This window comes from Streptococcus sp. CF8_St5-11, from assembly GCF_024295625.1.
GTDB lineage: Bacteria > Bacillota > Bacilli > Lactobacillales > Streptococcaceae > Streptococcus.
The window spans coordinates 254,888-279,439 of the sequence record NZ_JANCOJ010000001.1; the positions used below are offsets into that span (position 1 = coordinate 254,888).

Annotated in this window: 24 protein-coding genes; 7 read left to right on the forward strand and 17 right to left on the reverse strand. The window is 41.0% G+C overall.

Annotated elements, in window-relative coordinates:
* Positions 1–68: 68 nt before the first annotated feature.
* Positions 69–2,894, reverse strand: a complete 2,826-nt coding sequence (ppc, locus tag NMM13_RS01225) for a phosphoenolpyruvate carboxylase (protein ID WP_254727046.1) — start codon at positions 2,892–2,894, stop codon at positions 69–71.
* Between the two features lie 38 nt (positions 2,895–2,932).
* Positions 2,933–4,174 carry an FtsW/RodA/SpoVE family cell cycle protein gene (locus tag NMM13_RS01230; RefSeq protein ID WP_254727050.1) on the reverse strand — a complete coding sequence of 414 codons (1,242 nt, stop codon included), beginning with the start codon at positions 4,172–4,174 and terminating at the stop codon, positions 2,933–2,935.
* Between the two features lie 249 nt (positions 4,175–4,423).
* Between NMM13_RS01230 and NMM13_RS01235 the strand changes: the two genes are divergently transcribed.
* From NMM13_RS01235 to NMM13_RS01245, 3 genes are all read left to right on the forward strand, one after another.
* Positions 4,424–5,299 carry a GH25 family lysozyme gene (locus NMM13_RS01235; RefSeq protein ID WP_070674302.1) on the forward strand — a complete coding sequence of 292 codons (876 nt, stop codon included), beginning with the start codon at positions 4,424–4,426 and terminating at the stop codon, positions 5,297–5,299.
* A gap of 140 nt (positions 5,300–5,439) precedes the next feature.
* A complete protein-coding gene (locus tag NMM13_RS01240; protein ID WP_254727053.1) occupies positions 5,440–5,913 on the forward strand; it encodes an aminoacyl-tRNA deacylase in 474 nt (157 codons plus the stop codon).
* A gap of 22 nt (positions 5,914–5,935) precedes the next feature.
* Positions 5,936–6,559 carry a histidine phosphatase family protein gene (locus NMM13_RS01245; protein WP_151191498.1) on the forward strand — a complete coding sequence of 208 codons (624 nt, stop codon included), beginning with the start codon at positions 5,936–5,938 and terminating at the stop codon, positions 6,557–6,559.
* A gap of 36 nt (positions 6,560–6,595) precedes the next feature.
* On the opposite strand, the gene lysS is transcribed toward NMM13_RS01245, so the two are convergent.
* The 4 genes from lysS to NMM13_RS01265 form a co-directional block, all read right to left on the reverse strand.
* The gene (gene lysS / locus NMM13_RS01250) at positions 6,596–8,086 is read right to left on the reverse strand and encodes a lysine--tRNA ligase (protein WP_003016025.1); all 1,491 of its coding nucleotides are present in this window, start codon (positions 8,084–8,086) and stop codon (positions 6,596–6,598) included.
* Positions 8,087–8,357: 271 nt separating this feature from the next.
* Complete coding sequence (locus tag NMM13_RS01255) at positions 8,358–9,701, reverse strand: ABC transporter permease (RefSeq protein WP_254727057.1); 1,344 nt, start codon at positions 9,699–9,701, stop codon at positions 8,358–8,360.
* Positions 9,701–10,396: an ABC transporter ATP-binding protein gene (locus tag NMM13_RS01260; RefSeq protein WP_003002759.1), complete on the reverse strand. Its 696-nt coding sequence runs from the start codon at positions 10,394–10,396 to the stop codon at positions 9,701–9,703. The genes NMM13_RS01255 and NMM13_RS01260 overlap by 1 nt, the downstream gene beginning before the upstream one ends.
* A complete protein-coding gene (locus NMM13_RS01265; protein ID WP_254727059.1) occupies positions 10,380–11,537 on the reverse strand; it encodes an efflux RND transporter periplasmic adaptor subunit in 1,158 nt (385 codons plus the stop codon). Before NMM13_RS01265 ends, NMM13_RS01260 begins: the two co-directional genes overlap by 17 nt.
* A 179-nt stretch (positions 11,538–11,716) precedes the next feature.
* Between NMM13_RS01265 and gorA the strand changes: the two genes are divergently transcribed.
* Positions 11,717–13,066, forward strand: a complete 1,350-nt coding sequence (gene gorA / locus NMM13_RS01270) for a glutathione-disulfide reductase (RefSeq protein ID WP_254727063.1) — start codon at positions 11,717–11,719, stop codon at positions 13,064–13,066.
* 306 nt (positions 13,067–13,372) lie between these two features.
* Positions 13,373–15,073, forward strand: coding sequence for a Gamma-glutamyltranspeptidase (locus NMM13_RS01275; protein WP_254727066.1), 1,701 nt, complete (start codon positions 13,373–13,375; stop codon positions 15,071–15,073).
* Positions 15,074–15,567: 494 nt separating this feature from the next.
* On the opposite strand, the gene NMM13_RS01280 is transcribed toward NMM13_RS01275, so the two are convergent.
* The 3 genes from NMM13_RS01280 to NMM13_RS01290 all read right to left on the reverse strand — a co-directional run bounded on the left by NMM13_RS01280 (position 15,568) and on the right by NMM13_RS01290 (position 17,826).
* The gene (locus tag NMM13_RS01280) at positions 15,568–16,299 is read right to left on the reverse strand and encodes a cyclase family protein (RefSeq protein WP_254727069.1); all 732 of its coding nucleotides are present in this window, start codon (positions 16,297–16,299) and stop codon (positions 15,568–15,570) included.
* Positions 16,300–16,311: 12 nt separating this feature from the next.
* Positions 16,312–17,454 carry a 5-methyltetrahydropteroyltriglutamate--homocysteine S-methyltransferase gene (locus tag NMM13_RS01285; RefSeq protein ID WP_129824053.1) on the reverse strand — a complete coding sequence of 381 codons (1,143 nt, stop codon included), beginning with the start codon at positions 17,452–17,454 and terminating at the stop codon, positions 16,312–16,314.
* Between the two features lie 159 nt (positions 17,455–17,613).
* Positions 17,614–17,826: a YdbC family protein gene (locus NMM13_RS01290; protein ID WP_003002541.1), complete on the reverse strand. Its 213-nt coding sequence runs from the start codon at positions 17,824–17,826 to the stop codon at positions 17,614–17,616.
* A 90-nt stretch (positions 17,827–17,916) separates the two neighbouring features.
* On the opposite strand from NMM13_RS01290, the gene NMM13_RS01295 reads away from it, so the two are divergent.
* The gene (locus NMM13_RS01295) at positions 17,917–18,249 is read left to right on the forward strand and encodes a hypothetical protein (protein ID WP_013903885.1); all 333 of its coding nucleotides are present in this window, start codon (positions 17,917–17,919) and stop codon (positions 18,247–18,249) included.
* Positions 18,250–18,266: 17 nt separating this feature from the next.
* Here NMM13_RS01295 and NMM13_RS01300 read toward each other — a convergent pair whose 3' ends face one another.
* Positions 18,267–19,553 (reverse strand): U32 family peptidase, encoded by a 1,287-nt coding sequence (locus NMM13_RS01300; RefSeq protein ID WP_254727072.1) that lies wholly within the window; start codon positions 19,551–19,553, stop codon positions 18,267–18,269.
* A 94-nt stretch (positions 19,554–19,647) separates the two neighbouring features.
* Positions 19,648–20,577, reverse strand: coding sequence for a peptidase U32 family protein (locus NMM13_RS01305; RefSeq protein WP_045759685.1), 930 nt, complete (start codon positions 20,575–20,577; stop codon positions 19,648–19,650).
* 129 nt (positions 20,578–20,706) lie between these two features.
* On the opposite strand from NMM13_RS01305, the gene NMM13_RS01310 reads away from it, so the two are divergent.
* A complete protein-coding gene (locus NMM13_RS01310; protein WP_049507431.1) occupies positions 20,707–21,000 on the forward strand; it encodes a DUF3270 family protein in 294 nt (97 codons plus the stop codon).
* Positions 21,001–21,129: 129 nt separating this feature from the next.
* Here the strand turns inward: NMM13_RS01310 and NMM13_RS01315 are convergent, their stop codons facing one another.
* From NMM13_RS01315 to NMM13_RS01340, 6 genes are all read right to left on the reverse strand, one after another.
* A complete protein-coding gene (locus NMM13_RS01315; RefSeq protein ID WP_021153588.1) occupies positions 21,130–21,588 on the reverse strand; it encodes a YtxH domain-containing protein in 459 nt (152 codons plus the stop codon).
* A gap of 14 nt (positions 21,589–21,602) precedes the next feature.
* Positions 21,603–21,986: a DUF948 domain-containing protein gene (locus NMM13_RS01320; protein WP_003008109.1), complete on the reverse strand. Its 384-nt coding sequence runs from the start codon at positions 21,984–21,986 to the stop codon at positions 21,603–21,605.
* Positions 21,987–21,989: 3 nt separating this feature from the next.
* Complete coding sequence (gene lgt, locus NMM13_RS01325; protein WP_254727076.1) at positions 21,990–22,772, reverse strand: prolipoprotein diacylglyceryl transferase; 783 nt, start codon at positions 22,770–22,772, stop codon at positions 21,990–21,992.
* Positions 22,769–23,701: an HPr(Ser) kinase/phosphatase gene (gene hprK, locus NMM13_RS01330; RefSeq protein WP_254727079.1), complete on the reverse strand. Its 933-nt coding sequence runs from the start codon at positions 23,699–23,701 to the stop codon at positions 22,769–22,771. The genes lgt and hprK overlap by 4 nt, the downstream gene beginning before the upstream one ends.
* Before the next feature lie 179 nt (positions 23,702–23,880).
* The gene (locus tag NMM13_RS01335; protein WP_254727082.1) at positions 23,881–24,249 is read right to left on the reverse strand and encodes a hypothetical protein; all 369 of its coding nucleotides are present in this window, start codon (positions 24,247–24,249) and stop codon (positions 23,881–23,883) included.
* 12 nt (positions 24,250–24,261) lie between these two features.
* On the reverse strand, positions 24,262–24,543 hold the full coding sequence (locus tag NMM13_RS01340; RefSeq protein WP_003005023.1) for a PspC domain-containing protein: 282 nt from the start codon (positions 24,541–24,543) through the stop codon (positions 24,262–24,264).
* Positions 24,544–24,552 lie beyond the last annotated feature (9 nt).

Consider the following 24,552-nt stretch of genomic DNA (forward strand, 5'->3'; position numbering starts at 1 on the left):
CCCAATACGTACCTTTTGCGCCTTTGGGTTCAGGGAATAAAAAAATCGGAACAGTCGTTCCGATTTTTTTAACCTGAATTACGTAATCCTGTAGCCACTCCATTGATCGTAATATGGATTAGCTTGTCTTGATCGGCTGGTAATTGGCCGGTCCGTTGACGTCGAATCAGTTCTAACTGAATATAGTTCAAGACGTTAAAGTACGGCATCCGATAGTCCAAACTTTCTTTCAGATAAGGGTTCTCCGCGAGCAACTCGTCTTGTTCCTCAATCATCAAGATGATGTCCTTGGTCAATTGCCATTCATGTAAGATAATCTGATAGATATTGCGAACTTCTTCTTCTTCACACAATTGGGCGTACTCAAAGGCAATATCCATGTTGGCTTTGGATAAGACCATGTCCACATTTGACAAGAGAGATTGGAAGAAAGGCCAGTTTTTATACATGTATCGAAGGGTTTCGATATTCTCAGGATCCTCATCGATAAATTCCTTAAAGCTAGAACCTACTCCGTACCAACCAGGGAACATCACCCGACTTTGTGACCATGAGAAGACCCATGGGATAGCACGCAAACCACCGATTTCTGTAATGGTCTTACGAGCAGCAGGACGTGAACCAATATTAAAGCTTGAAATTGCTTTGATCGGACTTGATTCAAAGAAGTAGTCATAGAAGTGCTCATTTCCAAAGACCAAATCACGATAGATATCGTAACTGCGATTCACGACTTTATCCATGACTTCCCCGAAACGATCAAACATAGAGAATGGACTCTTTTGTTCGGCAATCATTCGGTTAATGGTTGCAGAGACGAGCATCTCAAGGTTGTAGTAGGCAGCATCTTTATTTCCATATTTATTGCCGATCACTTCCCCTTGCTCAGTTAAGCGGATACGGTCATTAATGGATTTCAATGGTTGAGAAGTGATGGCTTCATAAGTAGGACCTCCACCACGACCAACAGTACCACCACGACCATGGAAGAAGGTAATCTTCACTCCAAACTCGTCACCGATAGCAGTCAATTGTTGTTGGGCTTTAAAGAGGGTCCAACAAGAAGACAAGTATCCACCATCTTTGTTGGAATCAGAGTAACCTAACATAATCTCTTGGTAGTTGTTCTTAGAAGCAATCCAACGTTTGGCAATCGGAAGAGACAAGTAACTTCTCATGGTTTCTTCTGAATGATCCAAATCTTCGATCGTTTCAAACAACGGTACGATTTGAACGCGAGCTTTTTCTGTATCGACTAAGCCCACTTCTTTCAGCATCACAGCCAATTCCAACATATCTGACACACTGGTTGCATGAGAAATGATGTTTTGACGAATGACTTCTTCTCCTAAACGATCCTTCAATTCACGGGCTGTTTGGAAAATCGCCAATTCTTTTTCAAGCAGTTCAGATTTTTCAGCATGAGTTGCTGATAAAATACGTGGGTCTTCTAAAAGTTCTTTCAGGAGAACTTGACACTTTTCATCCTCTGATAAATCAGAATAGTGGTCATTAATCCCTGCTGATTTCAGCAATTCTGCCACACAGGCTTCATGTACACTCGAATCCTGGCGCATATCAATAGAGGCCAGATAGAATCCAAAAACATCGATGGCTTCTAGAAGTTCTGCAAACTCACCAGAAATTAAATACTCTGATTTGTTTTCTAACAAGGAATCTTTGATCTTTTCAAGGTCTTCTTTAAATTCTTGAGCTGATGCATAAGCTGGAGCTTCTTTCTCAGAAATTTTCTTTAGAGCTCCAGAGATACGATTGCCGATATAATCAGAAACTGGCCCTTGTTGATGAGCATTTGCTCCTAATAACCTCTCGACAGCATAACGATCTTCTCTAGTTTCCCCAACCATAGTCCATTCTTTTAAATTGACCAAAGTCTGGATCAATTTTGACTGGATATAGTGGAAAGCCCGACGGTAAGGTTCTTTTTCACGAAAGACGGATGTATCACTTGATAGGGCGGCCATTTCAGCTACTGCTTCACTTGTTTTAGAAAGACTCGTTGAAAGGGAGAAATGACGGTATAATTTTGAAATCTTTTCGATGTAATAGTTCAAAATGACTTCACTTTGAATAGTTGCTGAACGCTTCAAGGTCTCAGCTGTTACAAACGGATTCCCGTCCCGGTCTCCCCCAATCCACATGCCCATTGTGATCGGACGTGGTTGTTCAAGCTCTAATCCATGCTCTTTTGCCAAGCGTTTGTATTCCAACATCAGATTTGGAACAGCTTGTAAGAAAGAGCTATTGTAATATTCCATGACATTGGTGATTTCATTAGTAACCTTCAATTTTTTGTCACGAATCATATCCGTTTGCATCATGATTTCGATATTACAACGGAGGTTGTTATACCACTTATTCTCATTCATTAAACCAGCTTTAACATCCCGATGCTGACGAAGAAGAGCATGAATATGATTGGTTAGATCCAGCATGGTTTTTCTTTGCACTTGAGTTGGATGGGCTGTTAAAACAGGTACAATATTGAGATTTTCAAGAATTTCCTGTGCATCTTCATTTTTTGCAACTTCTTTAATGGTTGAAGAAAGTTTTCCGAGGTATTCACCATCCACGTTATTCAAATGATTGATTTCATAGGCCAAATCGACATCTTCTGAGATGTTAATCAAGAGTGGTAAAATAGCAAAATAACGTGAAATCACTGTCATTTCTTCATTTGTCAAATGTTCCACTAGTTGATTCAACTCACGATAGTTCTGTGTTTTTGATAGATCCTTCAACTGCCTAATTTTATCAAAGGTTTCCGGACGAACCAAATTTTTCGTAATATCATCTAATAAATTGGTTAAGATTTCGGCTTCTTCTTTGATAATATCTTTATTTGTGAAATTCTCTAATTTTTGTAAGACCATTTTTTCTCCTTTTTGAATAGCCATTCAACAATTCCCTTTTAATAATAAGGTTTGATTTTACCTTTTTCTTCAAAAACCATGCCTTCTCGTTCCATCCTAGCCCGTTTTTCACTAGCGTCGATATTCAAAACGAAAGCAATCGCTACGGATAAGACCCATAAGCTATTTCCCCCTTGGGATAAGAAGGGGAAAGTCACTCCTGTAGACGGAATCAAACCAGAAATTCCTCCGATGTTAATGAAGGTTTGCACTAAGATCATCCCACCGATCCCAATGGCCATCATCGAATTAAAAGGATTCTTTGCTCGAATACCGACTAAAATGATCCGAAGAATTAAGAAGAATAAGAGAGCAAGGATCAAACTAGCTCCAACAAAACCTAATTCTTCAATCACAATCGCAAACACAAAGTCTGTGTGCGCTTCTGGTAAGTAACCTTGTTTTTCAATGGAATTTCCTAGCCCCAAGCCAAACCAACCACCGTTACTCATGGCATAGTAGGAATTAGCTAATTGGTGACCTGCGCCAGACAAGTCATTAAAGGGGTTAAAGAAGGCACTAAAGCGTTTGGCTACATAACCAAAGACTGGAATTTTAGCGACACGGTCCACACCGATAATCCAAATGGAACCAAGGACAATGGACGATACTCCAACAACTAAACCAAGTAAAGAGGTAAACCAACGGTAGCCCACTCCACTAGCCGTAATCATGATCAAGACCGTTAAGGCCAAGATCGTCGCATTTCCCAAGTCCGGCATAATCACAACGATTCCAATCAGAATCAAGGTCAGCCAACGCCAATCGTTTAAATTCCTTGGAATCCATTCATTGTGGGTCAAGGCTTGATAATCATAATCGCGTATCTCGTCTTGTCGTTTAGAAAAGATCAAGGCTAGATACCAGACTAAGATCACCTTGAGGTATTCTGCCGGCTGGATACTAAACCCTCCAGGAATCGTCAACCAACCGTGAGCTCCATTGACGGTATCTGTGATAAACCTAGACAGAATCAACAAAATCACTTCAATAAAAATGACAAAAGCCAGCACTTTTTTATTTCGAAGGAAGTTTAGGCTAAATTTATAAATCAAGGCGATGGTTAGGAGACTTAGGATAAAAAAGAGCCCCTGTGTCCGGACCATCCGAATCGAACTCACTCCACTTTGAATTGCCAAGGCACTTGTTGTCGAATAGACAACAATCAAGCCAATGATGGATAAAATCAAATAGGGAATGAGGATGGAATAATTTAAAAGATGTCTTTTTTCAATTTTCATAATTCACCATATTCCTAATATTCAACCTTCATTATATCATTTTTAAGAAGCAAAACCAAGGAAAGGCCAGAAAAGATTCGGCTTCTTCCCCATTTTCAAGAAATATTCTAATCATTCTTCTTATTTTCATATATTTTTATCCTTTTTCGATGAAAAGATTCCTTTTTTTTTGAAAATAATGGCTGAAATCAGCATCTTTTAAGCATTAAGTTTTGCCTTTTCGTTTTTTTTACGGTAAAATGTTTCTGTATGAGAAAAAGGATAAAACCCGTTGTTCTCTTGGTCTTTTTTATCGGTTTCATTTCTTTTCTCGTTCTTTCACGAACGATTGCCGATCTGCAAGCCAGAGAGCGACAAGAAACAACCCAAACGATTCCGAACTCCAATACACCTAAAAAAACAACCACTGCAAGCTCTTCTTCTCAAAAAGAAGAAGACATCAATCCAGAACTGGTTGGCCGTCCGATCATTGATATCTCAGGCTGGCAATTGCCTAGTGAAATTGATTACGATGTCCTTTCCCAAAATGTGGGAGGTGTAATCGTACGTGTCCATAGTGGGGCTCAAGCTAAAAAGGAAAATGCAGCAACCTACTTAAATGGTCTGGATAAATCTTTTAAAACCCATATCCAAGAATTCCAAAAACGAAATATCCCTGTCGCAGTCTATGCTTATGTCGCTGCTAAGGATAAAAAAGAAATGGAAAAAGAAGCAGAGGAATTTTACAAGGCTGCTTCTCCTTACAAACCGACCTACTATTGGTTAGACGTTGAGGAAAAAACCATGAAGGATATGAATGCAGGCGTTGAAGCTTTCCGAGCAAAACTACAAGCTTTGGGTGCAAAAAATATTGGACTCTATATCGGAACTTACTTCATGGAAGAACATAGTATCTCCACTGATAAATTTACGGCTCTTTGGATTCCTACTTATGGATTTGATGATGGCTACTATAATGCCGCGCCAGATACTAACACGGAATACGACTTGCATCAATATACCTCTCAAGGGCAATTAAATGGATTCTCACACTACTTGGATCTCAACCAAATTGCTCCGACGCAAGACCAAGAAGCGATTTATCGGAAACTTTTCAAGGTACAAAAAGATAACTCTTCCTCATAGCCTTAAAACAGCAGATCAAGTGGCTTTCACTTTTTCTGCTGTTTTCTATTTTTCAGGAGAAGGCAATATTGCCACTATTATATGTTATAATGGTCTAATGAAATCTGGTTTTGTAGAGAAAAAGAGAAAAGGAGAAAGCCATGGCAAAAAAAAATAAAGTGAAAAAAACCTTGGTCGAGCAGATCTTAACAAAAGCAAAAATTGAGCACATAGGCTTACAAATCAACGCCCTTGAAGGAATCATTCCAGATGGGATTACGACCGATCAAATCTTTAAGACACTGGCTCTAACAGGCGATAAAACTGGTCCTGTCATCGGGATTATTCCCATCTCTGCCCACTTGTCAGAAAAAAAATTGGCCAAATTATCGGGAAATAAGAAAGTGGCAATGATTCCTCAAAAGGATCTCGAAAAAACAACAGGTTATATTCATGGTGCCAATAATCCCGTGGGCATTCGTCAAAAGCATCCTTTCCCAATCTTTATCGATCAATCAGCCCTTCAGTTAGAGACCATGATCGTATCTGCTGGGGAAATCGGCCATAGTATTCAAATCAAACCACAACTTCTAGCAGACTTCGTACAAGCGACTTTTGCAGATATTTTAGAATAATGACAGAGAAGGAGACAAGATTGTGAAACTATATTTTATTCGACACGGACGGACAGAATGGAATGAAGAAGGACGTTTTCAGGGATCAAATGGCGATTCTCCGCTGTTACCAGCCTCTATTCATCAGCTTGAAAAATTAGGAAAGCACCTAGCTAGTGTCCCTTTTGATGCAGCCTTTGCAAGTGATCTGCCACGAACAGTCCATACCGCACAGATCATCCTCGATCAATTGGAGACACCTCTAGAATTGCAAGCAACGCCTGCTCTTCGTGAGTGGAATTTGGGAAAACTGGAAGGTGCTAAAATTTCTACTATTTCAGCTATCTATCCCCAACAAATGGATGCCTTTCGCCATAACCTAGCCCGCTTTCAAAATGAAATCTTTGATGCAGAATCTGTCTATGAAACGACCAAACGTACCTGTGATTTTGTAAAAAGCCTGAAAGGAAAAGAGCTCGATACTGTTCTCATCGTTGGACATGGGGCTAATTTGACAGCTTCTATTCGAACCTTGCTCGGTTATGAAACAGGAGAACTCCGCAAAAATGGCGGACTAGATAATGCCAGCGTGACGATTCTGACAACAGATGATTTTGAGCACTATCACTTAGATACTTGGAACGACACCTCTTATATGGAAGACTAAAAAACACTGATCTTGCGATCAGTGTTTTCTTTTAGCTTATTTCATAGTTGGGAAGAGAAGAACGTCGCGAATTGTTGTTACATTGGTCAACAACATAACGAGACGGTCAATACCAATTCCAAGTCCACCTGTTGGTGGCATACCATATTCAAGGGCTTCAACATAGTCATAGTCGATGCCTGTAGCTTCGTCATCTCCCAATTCTTTGGCACGCGCTTGCGCTTCAAACCGTTGCAATTGATCGATTGGATCATTCAATTCCGTGAAGGCATTGGCATACTCTTTGGTCATGATGAAGAGTTCGAAACGGTCAGTGAAGCGTGGATCTTCCGGATTTTTCTTAGCGAGTGGTGATACTGCTACTGGGTGACCATAAACAAAAGTTGGTTGTGTCAAAGTTTCTTCAACGAATTCTTCGAAGAAGGCATTGATAATTTGTCCCACTTCTGTGTAGTGTTTTTCAACTGGTACATGTTTTTCGTTTGCCAGTGCTACAGCTTCTTCAAAGGTCATGTCTTGCCAGAAGTCAACACCTGTGATTTCTTTGATCGCATCCACCATGTGAACCCGTTTGAATGGTTCGTTGATTTTGATTTCTGTTCCTTGGTAGTCGATTGGACCATCACCATGGACCGCTTTCGCAGCATGTTGGATAATGCCTTCAGTTAAGTCCATGATATCGTGGAAGTCAGCGTAAGCTTGATACACTTCGATCGAAGTGAATTCAGGGTTGTGAGTGGCATCCATACCTTCGTTACGGAAGATCCGTCCGATTTCGTAAACGCGTTCCATCCCACCAACAATCAAACGTTTCAAGTGAAGCTCAGTCGCGATACGAAGCACCATGTCAATGTTTTGTGCATTGTGGTGAGTGATAAATGGTTTAGCAGCCGCACCACCAGCTTCATTGTGAAGCACTGGTGTTTCCACTTCAAGGAAGCCTTGACCATCTAAATAACGACGGATTTCAGAGATGATTTTTGAACGGGTTACAAAGCGTTCGAAGCTTTCACGGTTTGAAATCAAATCCAAATAACGTTTGCGATAGATGGTTTCAACATCTGAAAGTCCGTGGAATTTTTCAGGCAAGGGACGAAGGGCTTTTGACAAGTGAGTGATATGAGTTGCTTTAATCGAAAGTTCACCCATATCTGTGCGCATGATTTCTCCTTCAACACCAAGGAAATCACCAAGGTCTGCTTTTTTGAAGATCTCGTAGTTTTCTTCTCCAACAGCATCCTTACGAACGTAGATTTGAATTTGACCTTCACGGTCTTGAAGATGGGCAAAGCCAACCTTTCCTTTTCCACGTTTTGTTACAAGACGACCGGCAATAATAGCTGTTTCGTTCAAGTCGTGGAGTTGTTCTTTATCTAATTCTGAATATTTTTCTTTTAATTGACCTGAATTTGCAGTGCGTTCGAATCGCTTCCCAAATGGATCGATTCCTTGTTCACGAAGGGCAGCCATTTTCTCACGACGGACAATCTGCTGGTCATTTAATTCTTCCATATGTTCAGTAGTCATTTGGAACCTCCTAAGTTATTCTCCCCTATTCTATCATATTTAGACCAGAAATTCACTAATATTTACCAATTAAACAAAAATAAGATGGAAGAAAAAATGCAGCTTCTTGAATGAATACTCAAAAACATCTGAAGACAGTCGTTGACTACCTAAATAGCTTGACCTGTATAAGACGAGATGATTGAAAAGGTTTCGACAAGCTATTCCACAACAGCAACAAAAAGGAGCGTGGAGAATCTTGAACCATTCATCCTGACTCGCTCCTATTTTTTTATTCATAACGCAGTGCTTCGATCGGATTTAACTTAGAAGCCTTATTCGCTGGTAAAATTCCAAAGATGATGCCTACAAAAGCAGAGAAAATAATACTGCCGATGGCGACATTTAAGGAGATAATCGGTGGTCCTTCTAGGGAGGCTGCTGCGAATGTAGTAATCAAGCTATTCACACCATAAGCAAGGCCAAGTCCAATCAGCCCACCAATGATCGTCAAGACCATCGACTCAATCAAAAATTGAACCAAAATCTTACCTCGGGTTGCTCCCAATGCTTTGCGAAGACCGATTTCTCTCGTCCGTTCGGTAACAGAAACCAACATGATATTCATGACTCCAATGCCACCAACTAAGAGGGAAATCCCAGCAATAGCTCCGATGACTGATGTCATAATTCCTACTACTTTATTGGTTTCCTCTAAGATGCTATCCAAATTAAAGATTTGAAATTCTCCCTGGCGAACACCTGAAAGTTCTGTTAACTTTTGAGCAGCTTCGATCCCAACGGTTTTGATCTGTTTCACATCTGGTACATGGACGACAATATTTTGAATTTCATCGGTTCCAAATTCAGATGCCAGCTGGGTATTAGCCATCAAGGCACTTCCACCTGAAGAAGCTCCATAGAGGGCTGTCCCTGCATTTGGATCCTTGAAAATACCAACGACGCGATAATTGTTATCCCCAACAGAGACCACCTGATTCAGTGGATTCTCCGTTCCAAATAATTGTTGGGCCAATCCTTCATCAAGGAGCACCACCCGGGAGAAATTACTATAGTCTGAAGGGGTTAATTTTCGTCCAGATAAGAGCTCAACCTTTTTGACAGAAAAATAGGTTTCATTTACCCCTTGGATGTTTACCCCTTCTGCTTTTTTCTTTTGAAAAGCAATGGTTGCATTGGAGGTATTGCTAACATAGTAACCATCGATGCCTTGAATCTTGGTTAATTCCTTAACCCAAGATTCTTGCACAACTGGTGGTGCTTCTTGGACTTGACCATCAACATCTTCAGCGTTTTCCCCATCGATATCCGATGGAGCAGCCATCCCTCGGTCTTCAGCTGCAGGGCCACTTTCGCCTCCGCCTTCTCCTTCTCCAGTATCATCAGAAGGACCAATATTGATCCCAGTCACATAGCCACTCTTGTTGGGAGAATAGGAGATTTGTACATACTCTTGGTCCTTGGTGAAGGTCTTGGTGACACCAGCTTTCATACCATCTCCCAGAGCCATGATGACAACGACAGAAGCGACCCCAATAATGATCCCCACCATGGTCAAGAAAGACCGTAATTTATGGCTCATAATTGAGCTGATCGCAAATTTCCAATTTTGCATTAGGTCCCCCTTTCCAGCTTGCTATCTGAGGAGATCACTCCATCACGAATGACGATGCGACGATGCGCAAAGGCTGCAATTTCTGGCTCGTGTGTAACCATGATAATGGTTTTTCCTTCTTGGTTTAGCTTGGTTAACAAGTCCATTATTTGCTCCCCCGTCTTGGTATCTAGGGCTCCAGTCGGCTCATCTGCTAAGACGATGGCTGGCTGATTGACGAGAGCTCGAGCGATCGCAACCCGCTGTTTTTGACCCCCTGAGAGCTCTGAAGGCAAATGGTGCATACGAGAATGGAGCTCTACCTTTTCAAGGTACTGCTCAGCTAATTCCTTCCGTTTAGCAGGATGAACTCCCGCATAAATGAGAGGTAGTTCTACATTTTGAAAGGCATTGAGCTTAGAGAGAAGAAAGAATTGTTGAAAGACAAAACCGATCTGTTCATTTCGAACACGTGCTAATTTTTTCTCACTGAGATTTCCAACCTCCTGACCTTCTAGAAAATACTCTCCACTGGTCGGGCGATCCAACAAGCCAATGACGTTCATCAAGGTCGATTTTCCTGAGCCAGATGGACCCATAATGGCCACAAATTCTCCCTCTTCGACTTCTAAATCGATGTCTTTTAAGACACGAAGTTCCTGATCCCCATTTTTATAGGTTTTATTGATTCCTTTTAGTTCAATCAATTTTGTCATATTTTCCGATCTCTTTTCCATCTTCCAGTTTCTCATTAGGATTCACAATGACTTGAGCATCTTTCTTCAAGCCTGACAAGATTTCCTGATTTTCAGCATCGGCGTTACCAAGCGTCACTTTTACTTTCTTAGCCTTGCCATTTTCGACCGTCCATACATAGCTCGTATCCCCATCAGCCATGATACTTGTCACGGGAACAAGGGGATGTTGAGTAGAACTTTTGACTTCAATATTGACAGAAAAGCCTTGTTTGAGTTCCCCAATCTCACTGGTAATATCCACTGTGAATGGGTACTTGGCTCCACCGCTTCCTTGTGTTCCACCTGCTGCATTGGCACCTGCTTGACCCGCGTCGGTCGGATAGTTGGCTACATAAGAAATCTTTCCTGTCCAGGTTTTATCTGGATAAACCTTGGAAGTGAGGACCACTTCCTGACCTTCAGAGATATTGGCCAAATTGTATTCAGACAACTCCCCTTTGACTTGTAAATTCCCGTTGCTCACAATGTGAACCAGAGTTTGGTTGGTCCCTGTAGTCGATTTTGAAACATCTTTATTGACTTCGACCACGATACCATCTGTATTACTCCTAACTGTTGTCGCATCCAGAAGAGCCTTAGCCTTGTTCATATTATCGACCGCATCCGACTTAGCATCTCGTAAATCGCTAGCTTGAGAATCGACTGTTCGTTGGGTCTGAGAAGCTGATTTGTCATCTGCCTCTTCATCGCCTGTCGTATCAATGGTCACACCATTTGTCAGTAAGTCATTTAACTGACGATCTGCCTTATTGACAGCACGAACAGCGGCATCATATGCGGTTTGGGCCTCTGTACTGCTATACTGAACAATTGGCTGACCTGCCGTTACTTGATCTCCTACATTAACCAAAATCGACTGCAAATCCCCTTTGGTTCCATCAAAATAGACATACTGTTCCTGGTTGGCAGTGACTTTCCCAGTTAACAAGACTGAAGAAGCGATCGATCCATCCTTGACCGTTTGCACCATTGGAGTTTCTTTCGTGATTGCCTGATCAGGTGTAGTTGGGTGCGAAAACACCATCACACTTCCTGTTCCAATCACCGCAATAGCTGCACCTGCAGCTGCAAATAGTTGCCATTTTTTCAATTTCTTCATCGTTTTTCTCCATCAAAGAAAGCGTTTTATTCTATACCATAGTATACCATATTTCCTTACTTTTCTATCTAAAATTGACACGGCAACATGAAATTTAAATGCTTGGTAACATGCTAAACCCTTGACTTTTGTAACAGTTGATATTACAATCAAACTGAAATCCCATTTAGGAGGAAAACATGAAAGAATTTGATATTATTTCAATCGGTGGAGGTAGTGGAGGAATCGCTACGATGAACCGGGCTGGAGAGCACGGAGCTCGCGCTGCCGTCATTGAAGAAAAACAATTGGGTGGCACCTGTGTCAACAGAGGATGTGTACCTAAAAAGATTATGTGGTATGGTGCACAAATTGCAGAAGCTATTCGCGATTATGGACCAGACTATGGATTTACTTCTGAACAGACAAAATTTGATTTTGCAACCTTAAGAAAAAATCGCGAAGCCTATATTGACCGTTCCCGTAATTCATATGATGGCAGTTTCAAACGCAATGGGGTTGAACGAATTGAAGGACGTGCTCGTTTTGTAGATGCTCATACGGTTGAGGTCAATGGGGAAACCATTAAGGCCAAGCATATCGTGATTGCGACCGGTGCCCATCCCTTTATTCCTTCTGTTCCTGGAGCTGAATTTGGCGAAACTTCTGATGATGTCTTTGCTTGGGAAGAACTTCCAAGTTCCGTTGCCATTATTGGAGCTGGCTACATCGCAGTGGAACTAGCTGGTGTGCTCCACCATTTAGGAGTCCAAACAGACCTCTTCATTCGAAAAGATCGGGTTTTACGTAGTTTTGATTCCTACATTGTCGATGGTTTAATGGAAGAAATGGAAAAACAAAACCTTCCGCTTCACAAACACAAGGTTCCCATGAAGCTTGAAAAATTAGAAGATGGTCGTGTGAAGATTTATTTTGAAGATATGACCAGCCACGTGGCAGATCATGTTATCTGGGCAACAGGACGAAAACCAAATGTCCAGGATCTCAATCTAGAAGCTGCAGGCGTCACCTTAAATGAAAAAGGATTCATTGCAGTGGATGAATACCAGAATACAGTGATTCCAGGAATCTATGCTCTTGGGGATGTCACAGGAGAAAAAGAATTAACTCCTGTCGCTATTAAAGCTGGACGCACTCTTTCTGAACGACTATTCAATGGAAAAGTGAATGCCAAAATGGATTATACAAACATCCCGACCGTTGTCTTTTCTCACCCTGCTATCGGAACCGTTGGCCTAACGGAGGAAGAAGCCCAGCAAACTTATGGTAAAGAGAATATCAAAGTCTATACTTCTCAATTTGCTTCCATGTACACCGCTGTTACCCAACACCGCCAGCAAGCAAAATTCAAACTCATCACTGCTGGTCCCGAAGAAAGGGTCGTTGGCCTTCATGGTCTTGGCTACGGAGTCGATGAAATGATCCAAGGATTTGCAGTTGCTATCAAGATGAGAGCGACAAAAGCCGATTTCGATGCAACTGTCGCCATTCACCCAACCGGATCCGAAGAATTTGTGACAATGAGATAAAACATAAGCTTGAAGTTGTTCCACTTTAAGCTAAAAGGACTATTTTAATAAACAATAGTCCTTTTTCATTTATCTGATTTTTATAAAATTTTTAAAATTTCATAGATAAAATATTTTTATTGTTAAAATTTTACTAATTTGTGATATAATTCACTTTGTAGATATCTTTTTTGAAAATAGACGAGTGGGGGGTGCACTTTTATTAATGTCATCTTAAAAGACACCTATAAAAATTTCTCAATTTTGTAAGTTTTTGGCAACAACATACAAATTGATGTAAATATTGGAGAAAAATGGGAGAAGAAAATGAAAAAAATAAATCTAAGTAGACTTGCCAAAGTCTTCTTTATTGTATTTTTACCATTACTATTCATCGTATTGTCGCAATCTGATATGGTAAAAGCTGGCGATGTCAGCAACAATATTAGCTCACTTACTGTTTCATCAGAAGAAATCACAGATGGTGGACAAACAACTGTTAAGTTTACATTTGATGAGCATGCACAAAAGATTCAACCCGGGGATACATTAAAAGTTAATTGGACCAGTTCTGGAACAGTCTTCGGGGTAGGATTTAAAAAGACTATTCCATTAAGTATTGACGGAACTTACGTTGGAGACATGGTCATTACAGATGGATCTGCGACAGTTACTTTCAATGAAGCTATCAAAAATCTTCAAAACATTCGCGGTTGGGGTGAGTTTGAGATTGAGGGTCATAACTATACAGCAACCGATAAGGAGCATGTTGGAAAATTCACTATTATTAGTGGAGCTAGAAAAGTAGAATTAAACGTTAAGAAAATGGCTACTGGTGTTAACAGCGCTCCATTCTATCTCAAAGCGGGTGATATGCACGCGAATGATCCTGAACATATTCTTTGGACACTAACCATTAATGCAATGAACTTAGATGTAGATGGTGATGTTCGTGTTGAAGATGACATCCAAAGTGGTCATTCACTTGTAAAAGATAGTTTTAGTATTACTACTACAGGTAACAAACAAGGATATTACGGTGGCTCAACTGCTATCGATGATTTCTTAGCAGCCTTTCCTGGAGCAACTTTCACAATTGATGCAGCAGGAAAAATTACGGTTACTATTCCTCAAAGTGAAATTAATAAGACTGGTGTCCTGATCTTTTACCAGACTAAAGTAGAGAATGAAAATCAAAAGAATTTCTTAAACAATACTAAGGTCTGGTATCACGTTAAAGGTGAGCAAGCCGTTGTTGCCAAGGAAGTAAATGCATCTGTTGCAAATATTAATGCAAACGGTGGAGTGGATGGCGATATGACATCAACCACTACTACAACTACTACAACAACCACTACTACAACTACGACTCAAGAGCCGACTACTACAACCACTACGACTCAAGAGCCGACTACTACAACTACTACGACTCAAGAGCCGACTACTACAACTACTACGACTCAAGAGCCGACTACCACAACTACTACGACTCAAGAGCCGACTACAACAACTACTACGACTCAAGAGCCGACTACTACAACCACTACGACTCAAGAGCCGACTACAACAACTACTACGACTCAAGAGCCGACTACTACAACCACTACGACTCAAGAGCCGACTACTACAACCACTACGACCCAAGAGTCGACTACAACAACCACTACGACTCAAGAGCCGACTACCACAACTACTACGACTCAAGAGCCGACTACTACAACCACTACGGTAACAACTACTGATGAACCTAAGACTACTTCAACTACAACTGATGAGCCTAAGACCACAGTAACGACTACCGATGAACCTAAGACTTCTTCATCTACAACAGAAAATCCAAATAAACCTGATCATTCTGGTACTACAACGACACCAAGTGCGCCAGGTTCAAATGGTGGAAACAATGGGGGAGGTCGCAAAACACTTCTTCCAAATACAGGTGAAGTTGTTGCATCTGGACTCGTCTTCTCTGGAATTCTTGTCTTAGTAGGTGCTGTTGGAATCAAACGGAAATTGACTCGTCAATAATTTATTCATTAAAAATAGTCAATTTTCTAACGAAATAGATTTTCAATGCATCTTAACAAATAGTTCAACTAACAAAGAGAGAAACTTTTAGCTCTCTCTGATTGATAAAAAGAGGCTGGGACAAAAGTCCTAGCCTCTCAATTATTTTTGGATTGTCGAGCAAGACGCAGTGGTTGAGTGGGCTCTACTACGCTGATTTCATCAGCTTTTATAGCCCTACTCAACTGTGCGGAGGCGGGACGACGAAATCGAATTCTAACGAATTACCGATTTCTGTCCCACTCTCTTTTCTTTGTTGTAAGCCCTATAAAAATTTGGCTTACACCGGTTCGTCTACATCTCAAAACATTGGCAAAATAATTAACGAAAATTCCTTTTTATTTTTTCTAGATCAGTTTTTTAGATGGAATATCAGATGATAACGAAAATAGTTTCGAAAATACAAAAAGACAAACGTCCAAATGCGACGTCTGTCTTCAAGCTTTTCTCTTTGTTTATGGTAAGATGGCAATGGCACGGACAGGTGAACCAGTTGCCTTGTCCCAGTGAGGGAAAGCAATCGAAATCAAGGCACCTACAGCTGGAACTTGATCCAATTGATTCAAAACCTCAACTTGGTAGATATTTTGTTCCAAGAGGTAGTATTCATTGACCAAGCCATGCTCTGCTGCTGGAATACCTGCATCGGTATCGAAGGTTTCATGACCCACGGCCTTGACATGGCGTTCATGAATCAAGAATTCCAAGGCTTCACGGCTCCATCCTGGACTTTGTTGAACCCCATTTTCATCTAGGTTACGCATAGCATCTTGATCTGGCCAACGTTTTGACCAATCACTACGGAAGGCAACAAAAGCACCCTCAGTAATTTGTCCATGCTCTGCCTCAAAGTCTAAGATATCTTGTTTGCTCAAGATAAAGTTTGGATTGGCTGCAACTTCTTTAGACTTGTCGATAACATAGAGTGGCAAGAGGAGATCTTTGAGGGCAATCTCATCCAACCAACGACCCCCTTCTACAAAGTGAATCGGTGCATCAATATGCGTTCCGTATTGACCAACCACTGTAAATTTTTGAACATGGAAACCATCTTTTAATGTAAAAAGGTCTTCTTGTTGCAAGGCAGGAAGGGCTGGGAAGTGTGGACTTTCCGCATTGATTTGGTGACTCAAGTCCACCCATTTTTTAGCTTGCAATTCTTTATAAATACTTAGTAAATCTGACATGTTTCTTCCTCCTTATTCGCCCCAAACTTCAGCGACAATTTCCTTAATCAAACCGATTTTTTTCCATTGGTCTTCTTCTGTCAAAATGTTTCCTTCTTCTGTCGAAGCAAAGCCACACTGAGTAGACAGGTAAAGATTTTCCAACGGTACATACTGACTTGCTTCTTTAATACGAGCAATCACTTCATCCTTGTTCTCCAGTTGACCACTCTTAGATGTCAAAAGGCCTAACACCACTCCTTTACCAGGGGTTACTTCTGCAAGTGGTTCAAAACCACCAGCACGATCAGTGTCAAACTCAAGGAAGTAAGCATTGACCGCTTCTTCTCCAAGGAGTTCTTTGGCAATCGGCGCATAGCCACCTGATGAAGCCCAAGTAGAATGGAAGTTCCCACGACAAACGTGCGTATTGACGGTCAAACCAGCTGGAACATTTTGGTAGACATCGTTGTTAAAGGTCAAGAAGAGATCAGCGAGTTCTCGGCGAACCTCATCTTTTGACTTGCCTTGAGCTGCTCCCCAAGCCGTCAAGAAATGATCGTCTACCAAGACACCCCACGTACAGTCATCTACTTGAAGGGTCCGAAGTCCTGCATCATACAAATCTTGAATCACTTGAAGATAGGCTTGCTTGATATCTTCACGAACAGCCACAAAATCAGGATAGATGGTATTTAATTGTTCTACATGCTCTGCATCACGGATCAATTCAAAATAGAATTGCGCAGGTGCTGGAATAGTATATTTAGCCTCTACACCATCTACATCTGCTACAAGATCCCGCAAGAACTTGTAATGCTCTACAAATGGATGATTGGCTCCTGTGATTTTTCCAACGACAAGTGCTGAGTCCGCCTTGGTTGTTTCATCATGGAATTGATAACCTTGAGCAGCTTGGACATGATCAATGCCACCAAAGCCCCAGAAGAAATCCAAATGCCAATAAGCACGGCGGAATTCTCCATCTGTTACTGACTTCAGACCAGCAGCAATTTCTTTTTCAACGAGGTCACGAATCGCTTGATCTTCTACTTTTGTTAAGTCAGCCTGACTGATTTTTCCAGCTGCGAAATCTTCACGAGCTTGAACCAAAGCTGCTGGACGAAGGAATGAACCAACATGGTCTATGCGATAAGGTGCATGTGTATGTGTCAATATGAATTCCTCTTTCCTATAAGTTTTACATTAATTCATCAATGCAACCATTATAGCAGTCCAATACCTGATAAACAAGGGTTTGGGATAATCTAATATCTTTGACATCTATATAGTCTTAGACTATAACAAAAAGAAGTCCTTGAAGGACCCCTTTTCTTAATTTTTAAATGCATCGAGCATGACTTGGAACTCTTCGTTCGTGAGTGTAATGCCTTTTCCCATCTTTGTATGGTCGGGACTCCAGGTCCGAATATCATACTTAGCAGGAGCACCATTAAAACTCACACGGTTCAATTCTTTTGTCCAACCCTTGTCATTTTCTGACAAGACCAGCAAATGTTCTTCGATTTGGAATGAAAATTCTGCCATTTCACGACTCCTTTCTTGCCTTCTCATCTCTAATATTCGTAAATCATTTACAAAATCGTTGAAATTATCTATAATATATTGTATCAAGTTATGGAGAATTTAGCTATGAAAAAATTTCTCGAGATCGTTAAAGACCGAGCAAATGAATTTTTCAATGGAAAAGTCAGTACCCCTGCCCCATTAGAAGATGAGAGAATTATTGAAATCATTCAACAAGCATTGCGAAAAAAACAAGGGGTACATGTTATTTTTTCAAACAAGAGTTTTACAGGCGATATTGTCAAGTATGACCAAGAACGCCGACAACTGATCGTGAAAAATTTTAAAAAGAGTATGTCCACGATTATTCGGATTTCTGAGATCCAGAAAATCAGTTTGGTCCCCAATAATATTCGCATCGCCCAACAAAAAGGAGAGGTTTAACCCTCTCTTTTTTTTTGTTATACTCGAACAGTTTTACTTGCCCCATCTTTTGAGTAGAGATTGATTAAGCCCTCCTGGCAAGAACGAATCATATCTCCTGGCTTGACTTCTTGTGGGACCGTGATCGTGAGAAGTTCCATCGGATTTGGTGCGCGATCAATCTTCACTCCATCCTTATCATGCAAGTCTTGGATCTGGCATTCAAAATGACGGAAGCCTGGTCCGTAGAATTCCACTTGGTCGCCTTCATTGATGACATTCCGTTGGCGAATCGTCGCAGTCATGGTAGATGGATCAAAGTCCACCACTTCTCCTACAAATTTGTATTGAGGAATCTTACGACGTGCCCCAAACAATTGTTCATTTTCAGTCGGTGTTTGGTAGTAGAATCCAGTTGCTAATTCACGTTGAGCGACTTTCCACAATTCATTGATCAAATCATCCTTGATGGCATAAAAGGCTTCTGGACTTTCCATATAGGCATCACAAGCCGCCTTGTAACAGTTGGCCACTGTTGATACGTAATGGACAGATTTCATACGGCCTTCGATCTTCAAACTATCAACCCCATTATCAATCATGTCTGGAATATTTTCGAGCATACACATGTCCACGGCTGACATAGAGTATTCTTCTGGGACTTGTCCTTTGATACTCTTACGTTCTTGGCCAAATGGCATATCGTAGAGATCGTATTTCCAACGGCAAGATTGAGAACAGCCACCACGGTTGGCATCCCGGTCAGACATGTGGTTAGAAAGGGTACAACGTCCGGAATAGGAAATACACATGGCTCCATGAACGAAGGCTTCGATCTCAAGATCGGTACGCTTACGAATCTCAGCCAACTCTTCCATGGATACCTCACGGGCCAAGACGACACGAGTCAGGCCATATTCTTTCCAGAAATGGAAGGTCTCCACGTTGGTTGCAGAAGCTTGCGTAGACAAGTGAATATTGAGTCCAGGTGCATAAGTTGCACAGATTTCAATCAAGGCCGGGTCTGAGACGATCACGGCATCAAGGCCCATATCCCGCAATTCACGGAACCATTCACCAGCCCCTTGTTCATTTCCCTCATGGGTTACCATGTTTGAAGCAACGTGAACATCAACGCCACGTGCATGAGCATATTCGATACCTTCACGAAGCTCATCCATGGTAAAGTTTCCGGCACGGCTACGCAAACCATAGGCTTGTCCACCAACGAAAACAGCATCTGCGCCATAATTAACGGCAACTTTTAACTTTTCTAATGTTCCAGCCGGTACCAAGACCTCTGGACGTTTTTTTGTATTTGTCATGTTTTCTCCAATTTACAAGATTGTCGATATGATGAATAGCTTCTTCGTTCCCTGAAAAAGGAAAACTCACAAACGAAGAGGCTTAATTTTTTTATTATTTTACACGATCTGGTTCATAATCGTAGAAACCAGTATCCAAACCACGATTAGCTGGATGCAATTTGCGGATTTCTTCATCAAACAGATAGGCTTGATCCTGTGTAAATGTTCCTTTTTGAATCAAATCACGGGCCTTGACAAAGTACTCTGTAATCTTGACAAAGTTTTCACCCGGACAGTAGACACCATCGAGTTTCCAATGATCAAAGCCATGTTCAACCAACTCAGACAATTTGGTCATCATATTCAAGTCATTATTTGAGAAGATATGGGTTCCATGTTTGTCTTCGTAGACCGAATAATGAGAATTGGGATCTCCTGGCTCGGCCAAGAACAGATCCCGATCTTTGGTCACAGACTCTTCTGTCTTGATAAAGTTGTAATAATTCTGAAGAAGCGGTCGTTTCGAATGGTGAATAATGCTAGCACCATAGACCAAGACTTCTGCTGGAATCTGAAGATTCTCAGCCATTACGAATAATTCGGCAGATGGAATCTCACGAGCCAAAACAGCCTCAGAAGCTCCTGCTTGTTTTCCCCAGAAGTTGATCTGGCGGCTAGAAGTGACCATGGTAGAAGCATCGTAAATCGTTTTGAATGGATAGCCATCTCGTTTCAAGACATAAAAAACGCCCGCATCTCCGACAGTAATATAATCAGCTTGAATTTCCTTTAGAAAATCTAGGAAAGGCTTGATTGAATCCATCATCGATTGGTGCATGAGTGCATTTACAGCCACTGTCAATTCTTTGCCAGCAGCATGGACTAGTTGAGCAATTCGATTTATTTCGTCATAGCTTAAAGTTTGAGGCAATCGTAATCCGTAATCTTTTTCACCGACATAGATTCGGTCAACCCCTGCATCAATCAGGGCTTGCGCTTGCTCAACACTCTCTGCTGTTGCTGTAATAATAATATTTTTCATAGAACCATTATAACAAAAATTCCGATATTCTAGAAAAAATTATTCATTTTGTAAAATTTGTAACATTTTTGTAACATTTATATAGCTGAATTCATGATAGAATAATAGAGTACTGTTAGGAGAGAGAAAATGCCCGTAAGAAATTTAAGACACTATGATGAAAAATTCGATTATATCGAATTAACTAAACAAACCCAAGAATCCCCTGTTCAGGACTATGCTCCTGAAGTTGAACCCGCGCCTCAATTAAGTGAATTGCTATATTTTTTGAATATCGCTATTTTCTGTGTGTTGACAGTTGTATTTAGTTTTATCTTTTTAGCAACGAAAATGAATACCTTCTTTGCGTTTGCCTTAGCGATTGGTTCTAGCTTTGCTAGTATTCAAGGGTTCCGAATTTACTACAATAAACGAAAAAAATAAAAATCAGGTTCGCCTGATTTTTTTATTTACTCGAATTTTTTTAATTGGAATAACAATTGGAAGACAAAAGCTAACTCCAATTGATCAGGTAATTTCCATAAAAAATGAGGCTCACTGAGCCTCATTTTTTTATGCTTCTTTTGTTTCTTCTTCAGCTGCTTCTTCAGAATCTTTTTCATCCAACTCTAACACGATGTCTTCTGATTCTGTTTGTTTGCGAATGGATTGAACCAAGTCATTGCCACTTAGATTTTCTTTTTGAAGTTTATCCTTAAATGAGTGATAGACTTCTTGAGATTTTTCAACCACATCTTGCGTCTTTTCTTTGACAGACTCCAAAACAGTTCCTGTCGTAATTTCTCCAGAACCAACTTTTTCTTTAGTTTGTTGGATCACTTCTGCTGCTTGTTTTGAAACATCCTTAGCAGTTTGTTTCACCGATTCATGTACTTCTTGAGGATCTTCTTGATAATCTTTTACGAAGCGCACCACTTTTTTAGTGACTTTCTTTCCTTGCTCTGTTGATAAATAGTAGGCTGCTGAAGCACCTGAAATCACACCAATTAATAAACTAGATAAACGTCCCATATTCTTCCTCGATTCTATTTAAATAATTTTGAAGCCATCTTAATCGCTTTTAATCCGATAGAGGCTTTCACTGTTTTTTCACCAGCTGACACTGCTTTGACACTCAATTGACGGGCTTGATCATTCAAATCTGAAACAGACTCTGAAAGATCCGCCACGGCTGTAAAGAGTGGATCAATCGTTGCAACTTTTTGATTCAAATCATCCGTTAAAACGTTGACTTTTGCCAATAGATCATTGGTCTGATGCAAGGTGACATTGACATCTGATGTCAAAACTTGGATCGTTTTTTGCGTCTCATCTACAACTTTTCCAATCTTTGAGAGGAAAAAAATCATATAAATGACAAGCGCTACTAAGGCAAGGCCTAAGAGGCCGTAGGCAATTTCAATAAACATATATTACTCCTTTGCTTCTACATAATAAGGGGCTTTTTTGCGACGTTGGTAAAGAATGATGGCAAGTCCAACTAGAATTAGGATCATAGACAACCACTGGGAAACACGTAAGCCCGCAAACATCAAGCTATCTGTCCGCATTCCTTCGATGATCATCCGACCAAAACCATACCAGATAAGGTAAAAGGCTGTGATCTCACCTTGTCGCAAAAATTGGGGCTTCCTCCGAAGAATCAAGATCAAGAGAAATCCTAGCAGATTCCAACTAGATTCATATAAGAAGGTTGGCTGACGGTAACTACCATCTATATACATTTGGTCTCGAATAAAAGAGGGCAGGTAGTTGAGGCTCTTAACAGCAGCTCCATAAGCTTCCTGGTTAAAGAAGTTTCCCCAGCGACCAATACTCTGTGCAATCATGACGCTTGGAGCCGCAATATCTAAAAAGTCGATCGGTTCAATCAAACGTCTACGAGAGAATAGATAGAGGACAAGGGCACCTGTCAAGAGGCCACCATAAATCGCGATTCCTCCGTTCCAGATGGCGAAAATCTCACCAAGATGCTGGCTATAATAGCCCCATTCGAAAATAACGTAATAGAGTCTGGCACCCACAATCGCAAGCGGAAAGGCGATCAAAATGAAATCAATGATATCATCTGGATCAATTTTTTTACGGGGCGCTTCTTTCATGGAAAGATAAACGGCTAGTATCAAGCCAGAGACAATACAAATTGCATACCAACGAATACTGATCGGACCTAATTGAAGGGCTACTGGATTCATTCCTTCACCTCATTTTGACTAATCAACTGGGACAAACGTTCTTCAAAAGTTTTGGTAGCATCATAGCCCATTTCTTTGGTCCGAACATTCATCGCTGCGGCTTCGATCACGACCGAAATGTTCCGACCAGTCTTCACAGGGATGCGAATCCGAGGAATGGTCACGCCACCGATTTCCAACTCTTCTGCATTATTACCAAGACGATCATAAACTTGATCCTTAGCATAATTTTCCAAGTAAACGGCGATTTGGACTTGTGAAGAATCCTTGACAGCACTCGCACCGTAGAGACTCATGACATCGATAATCCCGACACCACGGATCTCTAGTAAGTGGCGTAGGATTTCAGCTGGCTCTCCCCAAAGGGTCATCTCGTCTCTCGCATAGATGTCGACTCGGTCATCTGCTACGAGGCGGTGACCCCGTTTGACAAGTTCCAGACCTGTCTCGCTTTTTCCGATTCCGCTATCTCCTTGGATCAAGACACCCATCCCATAAATATCCATCAAGACACCGTGTACACTCGTACGTTCTGCTAGCCGACTATCCAAATAGCTAGAAAGCTCTCCAGATAAACGACTCGTTGCAACATTGCTCTTCAAAATGGCTAGTTGCTTCTCTTCAGCAGCACGCAACATTTCTTCTGGAATTTCTAAATTCCGCGCGACAATGATGACAGGTGTCTCTGGCTGGAACATCTTGCGCAAGACCTGATGACGGTTGTGAGAGCTCATCTTCACCAGGTAGGACCATTCTTTCATTCCTACAAGCTGAATCCGCTCAGGTGTGTAATAGTCGAAATAGCCCGTCATTTCAAGACCTGGACGTGAAATGTCCGCAGTCGTAATTTCCTTGCTTAAGAGGCTATCATCCCCATAAACAACCGATAGACGAAGCTTTTCCTGTATATCGCGAACAGTAACTGCCATATCATTCTCCCTTTTCAAATTCTCTCTCTATTATAGCAGATTTTCTCTTCAGACGAGAGACTGAAGTGTCATTTGAATGATCCATTTTCAACTCCTTTTTAATGCGACTAAAAAGAGGCCAAGACAAATGTCTCTAACCTCTAGTAAATGATGGTAACATCTGAAGAATGCTCCAGCCTTCAGCCTTGCAAGAAATCTTTGATCATAGATTTGATTCCGATAGAGACCGCATAGACCACCGCATTTGAAGGAAATGCGATCAAGCCGTGCATAAAGGCGAAAGGACCTCCCCCCAACAAGGAGAAAACCAGATACAAAACCGGCAGAAATAAAATCGAAAACCGATAAATTTGTGGCTTTCTAGCCTCTTTTGTTGGCAGAAACAAGAGGTAGAAGAGGCTATTCCAAATGCCCAGTGGAAAAAGGAGCATTCCGATCAAAACTGTTCCAACTCCTTCACCAAAAAAACGATTTAAAATGAAAAACTGTCCTATAAAACTGAAGAAGAGATATAGAATAAAAGCAAGGGAATAGAACTTCTGCTTCACTCAAATCTCCTTTTAGAAAAATGGACTATCATTCTGATCATGGATGGGTTCGGCCTCTTTTCTTCGACGAGGTCGAGGGCCATAGTCAAACATTTCCTGCTCCTCCTCGTCCTTATAAGGCAAGGTCGTATCTAACAGTAAATAGATAATCACACCGATAAAGGCATGAGAAACCGTAAAAAGAATAAACAAGAAGCGTAGGAGAGTTACACTAAGACCAAATTTATCAGCTAAGCCAGCTAGCACACCTGAAACCAGGCGATGTCGTTTTAATTTGTAAAATGATGATGTCATTTGATTTTC